At 63.7% G+C, this 12,286-nt stretch carries 10 protein-coding genes; 5 read left to right on the top strand and 5 right to left on the bottom strand.

The window, feature by feature from the left end:
- The 4 genes from RA29_RS06125 to RA29_RS06110 all read right to left on the bottom strand — a co-directional run.
- Positions 1-1,135, bottom strand: a 1,135-nt coding sequence (locus RA29_RS06125; RefSeq protein ID WP_039683772.1) for a molybdopterin cofactor-binding domain-containing protein, incomplete at its 3' end; no start/stop codon positions are given.
- Entirely contained in the window at positions 1,132-2,517 is a 1,386-nt protein-coding gene (gene xdhA, locus RA29_RS06120; protein WP_039683770.1) for a xanthine dehydrogenase small subunit, read from the bottom strand. The genes xdhA and RA29_RS06125, both read right to left, overlap by 4 nt.
- 130 nt (positions 2,518-2,647) lie before the next feature.
- Positions 2,648-3,106 carry an SRPBCC domain-containing protein gene (locus RA29_RS06115; protein WP_039683768.1) on the bottom strand — a complete coding sequence of 153 codons (459 nt, stop codon included), beginning with the start codon at positions 3,104-3,106 and terminating at the stop codon, positions 2,648-2,650.
- Positions 3,103-3,432, bottom strand: coding sequence for a metalloregulator ArsR/SmtB family transcription factor (locus RA29_RS06110; protein WP_039683766.1), 330 nt, complete (start codon positions 3,430-3,432; stop codon positions 3,103-3,105). Before RA29_RS06110 ends, RA29_RS06115 begins: the two co-directional genes overlap by 4 nt.
- A gap of 123 nt (positions 3,433-3,555) precedes the next feature.
- Between RA29_RS06110 and dnaE the strand changes: the two genes are divergently transcribed.
- Entirely contained in the window at positions 3,556-7,056 is a 3,501-nt protein-coding gene (gene dnaE / locus RA29_RS06105; protein WP_039683764.1) for a DNA polymerase III subunit alpha, read from the top strand.
- Between the two features lie 86 nt (positions 7,057-7,142).
- A complete protein-coding gene (locus tag RA29_RS21755; protein WP_152612943.1) occupies positions 7,143-8,213 on the top strand; it encodes a hypothetical protein in 1,071 nt (356 codons plus the stop codon).
- Positions 8,214-8,493: 280 nt separating this feature from the next.
- On the opposite strand, the gene RA29_RS06095 is transcribed toward RA29_RS21755, so the two are convergent.
- Positions 8,494-8,688 carry a SlyX family protein gene (locus tag RA29_RS06095; RefSeq protein WP_039683762.1) on the bottom strand — a complete coding sequence of 65 codons (195 nt, stop codon included), beginning with the start codon at positions 8,686-8,688 and terminating at the stop codon, positions 8,494-8,496.
- A gap of 86 nt (positions 8,689-8,774) precedes the next feature.
- Here RA29_RS06095 and hisS point away from each other — a divergent pair, with 86 nt between their 5' ends.
- Genes hisS through hisG form a run of 3 tightly spaced genes read left to right on the top strand, consistent with a single transcriptional unit; the run spans position 8,775 to position 12,102 of the window.
- Positions 8,775-10,346: a histidine--tRNA ligase gene (gene hisS, locus RA29_RS06090; protein WP_039684076.1), complete on the top strand. Its 1,572-nt coding sequence runs from the start codon at positions 8,775-8,777 to the stop codon at positions 10,344-10,346.
- Positions 10,343-11,413: an ATP phosphoribosyltransferase regulatory subunit gene (locus tag RA29_RS06085; protein WP_039683760.1), complete on the top strand. Its 1,071-nt coding sequence runs from the start codon at positions 10,343-10,345 to the stop codon at positions 11,411-11,413. The genes hisS and RA29_RS06085 overlap by 4 nt, the downstream gene beginning before the upstream one ends.
- Complete coding sequence (hisG, locus tag RA29_RS06080; RefSeq protein ID WP_039683759.1) at positions 11,410-12,102, top strand: ATP phosphoribosyltransferase; 693 nt, start codon at positions 11,410-11,412, stop codon at positions 12,100-12,102. Before RA29_RS06085 ends, hisG begins: the two co-directional genes overlap by 4 nt.
- The last annotated feature ends 184 nt before the right edge of the window (positions 12,103-12,286 follow it).

The raw sequence follows: 12,286 nt of genomic DNA, 5'->3' as shown, positions 1-12,286 counted from the left end.
GATAGAAATTCGCAACGCGCACCGCCAGCGGATCAAGCCCCAGATGACCCGCCACATGATCGACAATCCGCTCCATCCCCAGCATCCCCTGCGGCCCGCCAAAGCCGCGAAACGCAGTAGCAGACTGCGTGTTGGTGCGCAGACGATGGCTCTCGATCCGCACATCCGGCAGCCAATAGGCATTGTCGGCATGCAACATCGCCCGGTCGGCCACTGGCAGGGACAGATCCATGGCCCAGCCGCAGCGCACATACTGGCACACATCCAGCGCGGTGATGCGGCCCTCGCCATCAAAGCCCACGTCATAATCGATCCGAAAATCATGCCGCTTGCCGGTGATGACCATATCGTCATCGCGGTCATAGCGCATCTTGCAGGGGGCACCGGTCAGCCGGGCGGCCACGGCGCAGGCGACAGCCAGCGCATTGCCCTGGCTTTCCTTCCCGCCAAAGCCGCCGCCCATCCGCCGCGTCTCGCAGCGTACCGCATGCATGGGCACGCCAAGCGCATCGGCCACCTTGTGCTGAATCTCGGTCGGATGCTGGGTGGAGGAGATGACGTGCATGTCGCCATCCTCACCGGGCAATGCCAACGCAGCCTGCCCCTCAAGATAAAAGTGCTCCTGCCCGCCAATCTCGAACGACCCTGTAAGGCGGTGCTCTGCCCCGCCCATGGCCGCGGCCGCATCACCGCGGGCATAGATGCGCGGGCCGTCTTCGAACCGGGTGCCCGCGGCCAAGGCCTGATCAATGGTCAGGATCGGATCCTCCTCAGCAATCTCGACCTTACCCAACCGCGCAGCATGACGCGCCGCCAGATGCGAGCGGGCGACGACCAGAAACAGGGGCTGGCCCAGATAGTGCACCGACCCGTCGGACAGCAAAGGCTCATCATGGGCCGACGGCGAGACGTCATTGGCAAAAGGCAGATCGCCCGCAACCAGAACGGCGACGACGCCATCCGCAGCTCGCACAGCCTCCAAATCCATCGCCGTGATCTGCCCGCGGGCGACGTCACTGATGCCAAAAGCCAGATGCAAAGTACCCGTCGGGCTGGGTATATCGTCCACATAACGCGCGGCCCCGGTCACATGCAGATGAGCGGCATCGTGGGGCAGAGGTTTTGCGACTGTCATGCCCGCACCTCCAACACATTCGTGGCCTGCCCCTGATCTTCAAGCCATGCACGCAGCAGCATGTTCTGCGCCGCCTCCATCCGGTACTGGGCAGAGGCCCGCATATCCGACATCGGCGTGAAATCCCGTGTCATCGCCTGCATGGCGCTTGCCACGGTCGCATCGGTCCAAGGCATGCCGCGCAGCGCAGCCTCGGCTCGCTTCGCCCGCTTGGGCGTGCCAGCCATCCCGCCAAAGGCGAGGCGCACCTCGCGCACTTCTCCGTCCTCGACGTCGATCCAAAAGCAACCGCAGACGGCCGAGATATCCTGATCGAACCGTTTCGACAGCTTGTAGCAGCGCAGATGATCCGGCCCGCGCGGGATCGTGATAGCTTCCACAAACTCGTTCTCCGCACGGTCCTGCTTGCCATAGTCGATGAAGAAGTCCTCAATCGGCATCTCTCGCACACCATCGACGGACCGCAAATGCAGCGTGGCCCCAAGCGCAATCAGCGCGGGCGAACCATCTCCGATAGGCGAGCCGTTGGCGATATTGCCGCCAATCGTCGCCGCATTGCGCACCTGGACGGAGCCATAGCGGCGGATCAACTCTGCAAAGGCGGGGTGATGCTCGGCCATGACATCATGCAGATCGGTCAGCGTCGTCGCCGCACCAATCCGTATCTCGTCTTCGCCGACCTCAACACCACTCAGCGCGGGAATGCGGTTCAAAAAGGCCACCGGCCCGAGGTCGCGGAAATCCTTCGTCACCCACAGGCCCACATCCGTGGCTCCTGCAATAAGCGTGCCGCCGGGATTTTCATTCATCCACGTGGCGAGGGCCTCGGGCGTTGTTGGGGGCTCTGCCCCCGGCTCCGTTGGAGCCTCCCCCGTGGTATTTTCAGTCAGAAGAAGGGGAGTGTCGTTTACATGATCGGGGACCGGCGCTGTTTCAGCGGCCTTGGCGGCGCGTATAATGGGCGCGTAGCCCGTGCAACGGCAAAGGTTGCCCGCAAGGGCCGTGTCATGGTCCGTCTCGCCGTTCAGGTGCGCCGTCGCCATCGTCGTGATGAACCCCGGCGTGCAGAAGCCGCATTGGCTGCCATGGTGCTCGATCATCGCCTGCTGGACAGGGTGCAACGTGCCGTCCGGCGCGGCGATCCCCTCGACCGTGCGGATCGCCTTGCCCTCAAGCTGCGGCATGAACAGGATGCAGGCATTCAGCGCCCGTGCGCCAGCCTGATCCGTCACCATGACCGAACAGGCGCCGCAATCGCCCTCGTTGCAGCCTTCCTTGGTGCCGGTCAGGCCGGGGCGGTCTCGCAGCCAGTCCAGAAGTGTCGTAGTCGGGGAAGTGTCCGCCGTGATCTCGCTTCCGTTCAGAAGAAAGGTCGTGCGCATGTTATATGTGCCTGCCGCGGTACCAACGCCCCTGATACGGCCCCTCGGTCGATGCGGCGTAGACCGAAGGGCGGGCTGTCAGCGGGTAAGGTAGGGCAGGCGGGCAGGCAAAGGCAAGCGGGCCGGGCGGTTACGCCGCCATCTTGGTGGCCAGTGCCTCAAGGTTGGCCAACCCGGCCTCCCAGCCCGCCATGAACTCGCCATCCGCGTCCGGCCCGGTGAAGGACGACACCGCGACCGAAACGTCGAGGCGCGATCCCGTCCCGTCCGCCGTCACCCGGTAGGTGACCAGAGTTGTCGCGATGGCGGCCCCGCCGGTAATGACTGTCTCGGTAAAGGCCGCGTCGTGCGGTCCGTCGATCCTGTACCAGCGCGTATCCACCGTGAATTCGGGGTTGTCCGCAGGCCCGCAGCGGTGCGTTTCATGGCCGCCCACGCGGAAATCGGATTTGTCCATGATCAGCACCATGCCTTCCTCAGGGGCGCCCCAGGCCTCGCGCATCTGGCCGTCGGTCAGCAGGTGCCACAGCCGGTCCGGCGTCAGCGGCATGGTGCGGCTGAGGTCGAAATGTCCGGTATCGGTGCTCATGATCGTGTCCTTTCCATGTGGTCGGCAAGGCGGGACAGGCGGTCCATCCGCGCCTCCCACATCGTCCGGTGCGCGTTCAGCCAGTCGGCCCCGGCGCGCAGAGCATCCTGGCGCATTTGATAGGTGCGCACGCGCCCTTTCTTGGTGCTTGTGACCAACCCGCTGTCTTCCATCACCTTGAGGTGCTTCATGAATGTCGGCAGCGCCATGGCGTGCCCGTCATGCAGCGCGCTGACGGCAGCAGGGCCGTCGATCAGCTGTTCGACCACCGCCCGGCGGGTGGGGTCGGAGAGTGCGCTGAAGAACCTGTCGATTTGGTTAGTCATGTGACTAAGTATTGGAGTGGCGCGATTCGAGTCAAGACACTTAGCTAAATAGCTAACTTATAGCCTGTGGATAACATCTTGTGGGGCTTTCCGTGCGGCGCGCCACGACATATCGTGGACCCCATGACCAACGCCCCCCGATTCATTCACCTGCGCACCCACTCCGAATACTCGCTGCTTGAGGGCGCGATGCGCCTGAAGAAGCTGCCCGGCGTCGTGCGGGATGCAGGCATGCCCGCCATCGCGCTGACCGACACAAACAACATGTTCGCCGCTTTGGAGTTCTCGGTCGGCATGGCTGGGGCAGGGGTGCAGCCCATCATCGGCTGCCAGGTCGATCTGCAATATGTGACCCCGCGCCCCGGCGAACGGCCCCGCGATCCCGCGTCATTGGTGCTGCTGGCGCAGACCGAGGCGGGGTACGAAAACCTGATGAAGCTGAACTCGTGCCTCTACCTGCGCGACGGTTCCGAACTGCCACATGTCACTGTCGAGGAACTGGCGGGCCATTCGGCGGACGTGATTTGCCTGACCGGAGGTCCAGACGGCCCCGTCGGGATGCTGTTGCAGACGGGGCAGGTGCCGGCTGCCCAGACCCTCATGGAACGGCTCAAGGACATCTTTGCTGACCGCCTCTATGTCGAGTTGCAGCGCCATCCGGGCGAGGGTGGTCAGCCCGAGGCCGAACGTCTGACAGAGCGCCCGCTGATCGAAATGGCCTATGCCATGGACCTGCCGCTGGTTGCCACCAACGACGTCTATTTCCCCAAACCGGACATGTATGAAAGCCACGACGCGCTGATCTGCATCGCTGAGGGGGCCTATGTCGACCAACAGGAACCGCGCCGCCGCTTGACGGCCCAGCACTATTTCAAATCTCAGGCCGAGATGGTGACGCTCTTCGCCGATCTGCCGGAAGCCATTGAAAACACGGTCGAGATTGCGCAGCGTTGCGCCTTCATGGCGTATCGCCGCGACCCGATCCTGCCCAAATTCGCGGATGACGAGGTCGAAGAACTGCGCCGCCAGTCCAACGAGGGCCTGCAGGAACGGCTCAAGGTCATCCCGCACGCCACATCGGTCGAAGAATACCAAAAGCGCCTCGATTTCGAACTCGATATCATCGAGGGCATGGGCTTCCCCGGCTACTTCCTGATCGTGGCCGACTTCATCAAATGGGCCAAGGATCACGACATCCCGGTAGGGCCCGGACGGGGCTCCGGTGCGGGCAGCCTCGTGGCCTACGCGCTGACGATCACCGACCTCGACCCCCTCCGCTACGCGCTCCTCTTTGAACGGTTCCTCAACCCCGAACGGGTCTCCATGCCCGACTTCGACATCGACTTCTGCATGGACCGGCGCGAGGAAGTGATCCGCTACGTGCAGGAGAAATACGGGCGTGACAAGGTGGGCCAGATCATCACCTTCGGCGCGCTTTTGTCCAAGGCCGCCGTGCGCGACATAGGGCGCGTGCTGCAAATGCCCTACGGCCAGGTGGACCGGCTGTCGAAACTCATCCCGGTCGAGGGGGTCAAACCCGTCAGCATCGAAAAGGCGCTGAAGGATGAACCACGCCTGCGCGAAGAGGCGCGGAACGAAGAGGTGGTGGACCGCCTCCTGACCTACGGCCAACAGGTCGAGGGGCTGCTCAGAAATGCCTCAACCCACGCCGCGGGTGTGGTGATCGGGGACCGTCCGCTCGACGCGCTGGTGCCGCTCTACCAGGACCCGCGTTCCGACATGCCCGCCACCCAGTTCAACATGAAATGGGTGGAACAGGCGGGCCTCGTCAAATTCGATTTCCTCGGCCTGAAAACCCTGACGGTGATCCAAAACGCCGTCGAACAAATCCTCGGCTCGGGCCGCAAGTTACACATCGCCGCCGACGGCACGGAACTCTATACGCCTGCGGATGGAATGGAGAATGACATCGGCGGCATCCCACTGACGGACGAAGCGTCCTACAAACTCTACGCCGCAGGCAAAACGGTCGCCGTGTTCCAGGTGGAAAGCTCGGGCATGATCGATGCGCTTAAGCGGATGAAGCCCGACTGTATCGAGGACATCATCGCCCTCGTGGCGCTTTATCGCCCCGGCCCGATGGAGAACATCCCGAAGTTCTGCGAGGTGAAAAACGGGCTGTCGGAACGCGACACCCTACACCCCTCCATCGACCATATCCTGGACGAGACCCAAGGCATCATCGTCTACCAGGAACAGGTGATGCAGATCGCGCAGGAAATGGCGGGCTATTCCCTTGGCGGCGCCGACCTTCTCCGCCGCGCCATGGGTAAGAAAATCCAGGAAGCCATGGACGCCGAACGCCCCAAATTCCTTGCGGGCTCCAAGGAAAACGGCGTGGACGAGGACAAGGCGCTGGAAGTCTGGCACCTCCTCGACAAGTTCGCGAACTACGGCTTCAACAAGTCCCACGCCGCCGCCTACGCCGTGGTTAGCTACCAAACGGCATGGCTCAAGGCGAACCACCCGGTCGAGTTCATGGCCGGTGTGATGAACTGCGATATCCACCTGACGGACAAGCTGGCCGTTTATTTCGAAGAGGTGCGCAAGGGCCTCGACCTGCCCTGGGTGCCGCCTTGCGTGAACCGCTCCGATGCAACGTTCAAAGTGGTCGACGGCGCGCTGGTCTATGCGCTGGGCGCGCTGAAAAACGTGGGCGTCGAAGCCATGCGGCTGGTGCAAGAGGCGCGGGCCGACAAACCCTTCGTCAACCTCTTCGACTTCGCCCGCCGCGTGGATCTGAAGAAGGTCGGCAAACGCCCACTCGAAATGCTGGCTCGCGCAGGCGCCTTCGACCAACTCGACCCCAACCGCCGCCGCGTCTTTGACGCTTTGGACGCGCTCAGCGCCTATTCGGCAGCGGTGCACGACCAGAAAAACTCCAATCAAGTCTCGCTCTTCGGCGAGGCTGGTGACGACCTGCCGGAACCCCGCCTCCTGCCGCTTGACGACTGGTTGCCCGCCGAACGTCTGGGCGAAGAGCATAAGGCCGTCGGCTTCTACCTCTCCGGCCACCCGCTCGACGACTACATGGGCCCACTTAAGCGCAAAGGCGTGATCACGCTGGACGAGGTCACGGCCAAGGCCGAAACCCAGCCGCTCGTGGCCAAGCTCGCAGGCGTGGTGGCAGGGCTGCAGGTGCGTAAATCGGCCAAGGGCAACCGCTTCGCCTTCTGCCAGATGTCCGATACCACAGGCGCCTACGAGGTCACGCTCTTCTCCGAAAGCCTCGAAAAATCGCAGGATCACCTAGAAACCGGTGCCAAGGTCATCGTCACGGTCGAGGCAACGATGGAAAGCGACCAGCTCAAGCTGCTGGGTCGCTCCGTCGCCCCGGTGGACACGGCAGTGGCCGATGTCGGCGGCATGGGCCTGCGCATCTTTGTCGAAGCGCCCACCGCGCTCGCCTCGGTCGCTACGGTCCTCGAAGGGGCGGCCAACACAGCCAAGGGCGCAGGGCGCGGCCCGATCACGGTCTGCCTGATGGACGACAGCCTGCCGGGCGAGGTCGAGATGGACCTTGGCGCAGAATTCCCCGTGACGCCCCAGATCAAGGGCGCGATCAAATCCCTCTCTGGCGTGGTCGAGGTGCAGGACCTCTGACGCCAACGGCCCCCCGACTGGACGTCATGGCGTCTTGGGGATAAAACCGGCGCCGGGATGTGGATAAGTTCAGGGGGGATATGCGCGTGATGCGAACGCTGTCGGCCTGCGCCTTGTTGGTTCTCCTCGGGGCCTGTGGCGATCCGCTCCGCGGCATCGACCGCGTGTCAGCCGGTGCTGTTCTGCCCCCTGAACCGGGTGCCAACGTCCTGCCAACCGAAGAAGAGCTCGCGCGCGAGGACAGCGTTCTGTCCGGCCTCTTCCGTGACCCGACCAATGGCGCGGACGAAAACGCACAAGCACCTGCGCCCAACCCTGACCAGATCGACGCTGACGCCACGGTATCAGACACAGACGGAGCGCCGCCTGCCGAACCAGCCCCGTCCGAAGGGCTTGCAAGCGCCGGGCCTGACGCCGCGGTAAAACCGGCAGAGCCCGGCTCGCGCGGTCTCTTCGGCTGGCTGCGCCGCGCATCGCATTCAGATGCGGACCCACAACCACTGAAAGGCCAAGATGCGATCACCGCAGGGGCCGACCCGCAAACGGACACCGAAGCTGACGCAGAACCTGTCGTCACAGCCGCCGTCTCCCCCGACGCGCTGGTCGAGCCGGAAAAGCGCCGCCGCCTCTTCGGCGGCCCTCGAAACACGCCGCGCAATGGTCCAGACGCCATGGATGTGGCACCCGGCATGATGGTGCCCTTCGGGCAAATCGCGCGCAATTGCGACGCAACACCGGCAAGATCGGGCGCGGTGGTGGACAAGGCCGCAGGCAAGGGCCGCGGCTACGTGCTCTACGACACAGCCCCCGACAGCACTGCACCACGTACCTTCTACGTGACGGGCTTTGCCGACAATTGCCCCCGCCAGTTCACTGCAGCACTCGCGCTCTTCGGTGAACCCGCCTTCCACGAACAACTCCGCTACGGCCTGCCCGCGGAGGAGTATCCCTACTCGACCACCGACGAAGCTTATGAAAAGCTGAAGCGCAAGGTGTGCAATGTGGGGCGCAACAAGCCTTGCAGCGGTCGCATCGACCGCCTGTCACGGAACACGACGTTCATCAGCGCCTACGAGAACTTTACCGACAACGGGCGCTGGGCGGACATGCTCTTGTATGACGGGGTGGTTCTGGCGGCGTCACTCAAGACACCCTGAGGTCTGCGCTTTTTGCATCCCGACCCTTCGGAGAGGATTTTTTTGAAACAGGGAAGACAGACCCTGTTCAACAATCATTAAGGTTAATCGCCTTTGGTAAGGGCGCACCGGGAGCAGGGATGCAAACCGGTGTAAACGGGGAAGGCCCTTGGTCCATTGCGATCAAGGGCTGGACCACCCTGCCTTTCCCCACGTTGACAGGGCGAGCGCCACGGTCCGCATCTTCCCTGTTTCAAAAAAATCCTCCCCGAAGGGCCGCTCAGCCAAGACGCCGTCCACCTCAATAGTGCGGTGGCCGTTCATCCCCGATCACGACACCACCGCCGCCATCCGCCTCGCGCTGCGCTTCACGCTCCATCAGCATCTGCACGCGCCGGGTCAGCAGGGCAATCTCGGTCTCCTGCCGCGCCACCACGTCCGACAGCTCGTCCACGGTCCGCTGCAAATGCGCGATCTCTTCTTCCAGCTTTTCCATATCCCCCTCCTGCCACCTCAAGCCCCGCTTGCCCAGCCCCCATGCCTGCGGTATCCCGCGCCCGAACGCAAACCCGGAGCGCCACCATGGCCAAGCCCAAGAAAACCTCCCGCCCCAAGGCGCAAACGCCCAAGGGGTTCCGCGACTATTTCGGCACCGACGTCACCGACCGGGCCGAGATGCTGCAAAAGATCGCCGGGGTGTATCATCGCTACGGGTTTGACGCACTCGAATCCAGTGCCGTGGAAACGGTCGAGGCGCTGGGCAAGTTCCTGCCCGACGTGGACCGCCCGAACGAAGGGGTCTTCGCTTGGCAGGAGGAAGACGGCGACTGGCTTGCCCTGCGCTATGACATGACGGCGCCGCTGGCCCGCGTCTACGCCCAGCACCGCAACGACCTGCCCAACCCCTATCGCCGCTACACGATGGGGCCGGTCTGGCGCAATGAAAAGCCGGGGCCGGGGCGGTTTCGGCAGTTCTATCAATGTGATGCGGACACGGTGGGCACGGCTTCCATGGCCGCGGATGCCGAGATTTGCGCGATGCTGTCCGACACGCTCGAAGCGGTAGGCATCCAGCGCGGCGACTACGTGATCCGTATCAACAACCGCAAAGTGCTGAACGGTGTGATGGAGGTCGCAGGCCTCGCCGGTGACGACAAGGAAGCCGAACGCGGCATCGTTTTGCGCGCCATCGACAAGCTCGACAGGCTTGGGCTTGATGGTGTGAGGGCACTGCTCGGTGGGGGACGCAAGGATGAAAGTGGAGACTTCACGAAAGGTGCTGGCCTAAGCGAACGGCAAATCACACCAATAATCGATTTCCTTGAAATTGGTATTGTGACACTGGAAGCCAACGAACGAATTCGAGAGAACTTGAATGAAAGCGATAAGATTGAAGGGGCAAGGGACTACTTGCCCACCAAGGGCGGGCAAAACCCCAACTATGATACCTTAAATCTGCTTTCTGCGCTTGTGGATCGGTCTGAAATCGGAATGCAAGGTGTCTCTGAGCTACACCAGATATGTAAGCTTTTGTTTTCACAAGGGTACCGGGCTGATCGAATCTTGGTTGACCCCTCCGTCGTGCGCGGCCTCGGCTACTACACCGGCCCCGTCTACGAAGCCGAACTCACCTTCGACGTCCAGAACGAAAAGGGCCAGACGGTCCAGTTCGGCTCCGTCGCGGGCGGGGGACGCTACGACGATCTGGTCAAGCGCTTCACCGGGCAGGAAGTCCCCGCCACAGGCGTCTCCATCGGCGTCGACCGGCTGCTGGCCGCCCTGCGCGCCACCAACCGCATCGGCACCACCGAACAAGGCCCCGTGGTCGTCACCGTCATGGACCGCGACCGCATGGCCGACTACCAGGCCATGGTCGCCGAACTGCGCAGCGCAGGCATCCGGGCCGAGGTCTACCTCGGCAACCCGAAAAACTTCGGCAACCAGCTCAAATACGCTGACAAGCGCAACGCCCCCATCGCCATCATCGAAGGCGGCGACGAAAAGGACCGCGGCGTCGTCCAGATCAAGGACCTCTACCTCGGCGCCAAGATCGCCGAGACGGCAACGCACGAAGAATGGGCCGAAAACCCAAGCCAGTTCGAAGTGCCGCGCGATCAGATGCTCGCCAAGGTGCAGGAGATCCTGAACCAATGACCCAAGCACGCGAGCGGGCTCACGCCCTGCGCGACCGCTTCATCGCGGCGGGCGCGCAGCTGGTCAAACCGCCGATCCTGCAACCGGCGGACCTGCTGCTCGACCTTTATGGCGAGGATATTCGCGCCCGCGCCTACGTCACCTCCGACGCCCTGCGCGGCGAGCAAATGCTGCGCCCGGACTTCACCGTGCCGGTCGTGCAGATGCACATGGCAAACGGCGCCGACCCCGCCCGCTACACCTATGCGGGCAAGGTGTTTCGGAGGCAGGAGGACGACCCTGACCGCGCCAACGAATACCTGCAAGTGGGCTACGAGCTCTTTGACGGCACCGACCCTGCGGCAGCGGATGCCGAGGTCTTCGCCCTGATCGCCGACGCCGTCAGCCCGCTGAACCTGCGCGCCGCCACGGGCGACATCGGCATCCTCATGGCCGCCGTTGATGGCCTCGACACATCGGAAAGGCGCAAGGCCGCGCTCCGCCGCCACATCTGGCGCCCCCGCCGCTTCCGCGCGCTGCTCGACCGCTTCTCGGGCCGCAGCCCCGTGCCGGAAACCCGCGCTGCCCTGCTCGCAGGCAAGGCCGCAACCGACGCGCCCCTGACCGGCCTGCGCCGCCAGTCCGAAATCGACGCGCGTATCGCAGCGCTTCAAGCGGACGCCGCCGAACCGCCGCTCTCGGGCGCGCAAATGGACAGCCTCGACGCACTGCTCAACGTCCGCGAAACGCTGCCCTTCGCGCTGGCCCAGATGCACACGCTCTGCGCCGACCTTCCCGCCCTACGCCCCGCCGTCAAACGGATCGACGCACGGGCCGAAGCCCTTTCCGCTCGCGGCATCGACGTCGACAATCTCGAATTCGAGGCGAGCTTTGGCCGCACCTCGATGGAGTACTACGACGGCTTCGTCTTCGGCTTTTACGCCGAACAGCGCCCCGACCTGCCCCCCGTCGCCTCCGGCGGGCGCTACGACGCGCTCACCCGCCGTCTTGGCCAAGGCCAGGAAATCCCAGCCGTAGGGGCCGTCATCCGCCCCGGCCTGATGGACGAGTTGGAGGGCACAGCATGATCAAGCTCGGCGTGCCGTCCAAGGGGCGGCTCATGGACAAGACGTTCCAGTGGTTCGAAAAGCGCGGCGTTACACTGATGCGCACCGGATCAGACCGTGAATATGCGGGCGCAGTGGAGGGCATCGACGGTGTCGCGCTCGTGCTGCTCTCTGCCGGGGAAGTGCCGCGCGAACTCGCCGCCGGGCGCATCCACCTTGGCGTCACCGGCACCGACCTGATCCACGACAAACTGCCGCTCTGGGAACAACAGGTCGAACCGATGGCTGAAATGGGCTTTGGTCACGCTGACCTCGTGCTGGCCGTGCCCAAGGCGTGGATCGACGTGGACCTGACCGATGATCTGGACGCCGCCGCTGCCGCCTTTCGCGCGGCCCACGGCTTCCGCCTGCGCATCGCCACCAAGTACCACCGGCTTGTGCGTGACTTCCTGCGGGACGCAGGCGTGGCCGACTACGCCCTTGTCGACAGTCAGGGCGCAACCGAAGGCACGGTGGCGAACGAGACGGCAGAGGCCATCGCCGACATCACCTCATCCGGCGATACGTTGCGCGCCAACCACCTCAAGATCCTGAGCGACGGCCTGATCCTCGCCAGTCAGGCGACGCTGTGGCGTAGCCGCGTGGCCGAGGTCACGGATGCGGACCGCGCGGTGCTGGCCACGCTGCTGGATCGGCTCGGGGCCGACTGAAGGCCAAGTCTTGCCAAAGAGTGAACGCGCCCGCGCAAACATGAACGCCGGGCGCGTGTTAACGATGTCTGAACGGGTGCCCGTAGACGAAAACACGCAATTTGCGCTTCAAAATGTGCAGTTTGCCCAAAACCGGCTGAAAACGGGTGTTTTGGAAGGGGCCAAAACGCGCAGTTTCAGAGCG

Source organism: Tateyamaria sp. ANG-S1, assembly GCF_000814025.1.
In the GTDB taxonomy this organism is placed as follows: Bacteria; Pseudomonadota; Alphaproteobacteria; order Rhodobacterales; family Rhodobacteraceae; genus Tateyamaria.
Note: the sequence above shows the minus strand (reverse complement) of the source record. Positions and strands in the feature narration are given on the sequence as shown.

Excerpts from the sequence above, each read along its gene's own strand:
- xdhA (WP_039683770.1), bottom strand. The coding sequence starts at position 2,517 with ATGCGCACGACCTTTCTTCTGAACGGAAGCGAGATCACGGCGGACACT.
- RA29_RS06115 (WP_039683768.1), bottom strand. The coding sequence starts at position 3,106 with ATGAGCACCGATACCGGACATTTCGACCTCAGCCGCACCATGCCGCTG.
- RA29_RS06110 (WP_039683766.1), bottom strand. The coding sequence starts at position 3,432 with ATGACTAACCAAATCGACAGGTTCTTCAGCGCACTCTCCGACCCCACC.
- dnaE (WP_039683764.1), top strand. The coding sequence starts at position 3,556 with ATGACCAACGCCCCCCGATTCATTCACCTGCGCACCCACTCCGAATAC.
- RA29_RS06095 (WP_039683762.1), bottom strand. The coding sequence starts at position 8,688 with ATGGAAAAGCTGGAAGAAGAGATCGCGCATTTGCAGCGGACCGTGGAC.
- hisS (WP_039684076.1), top strand. The coding sequence starts at position 8,775 with ATGGCCAAGCCCAAGAAAACCTCCCGCCCCAAGGCGCAAACGCCCAAG.
- RA29_RS06085 (WP_039683760.1), top strand. The coding sequence starts at position 10,343 with ATGACCCAAGCACGCGAGCGGGCTCACGCCCTGCGCGACCGCTTCATC.
- hisG (WP_039683759.1), top strand. The coding sequence starts at position 11,410 with ATGATCAAGCTCGGCGTGCCGTCCAAGGGGCGGCTCATGGACAAGACG.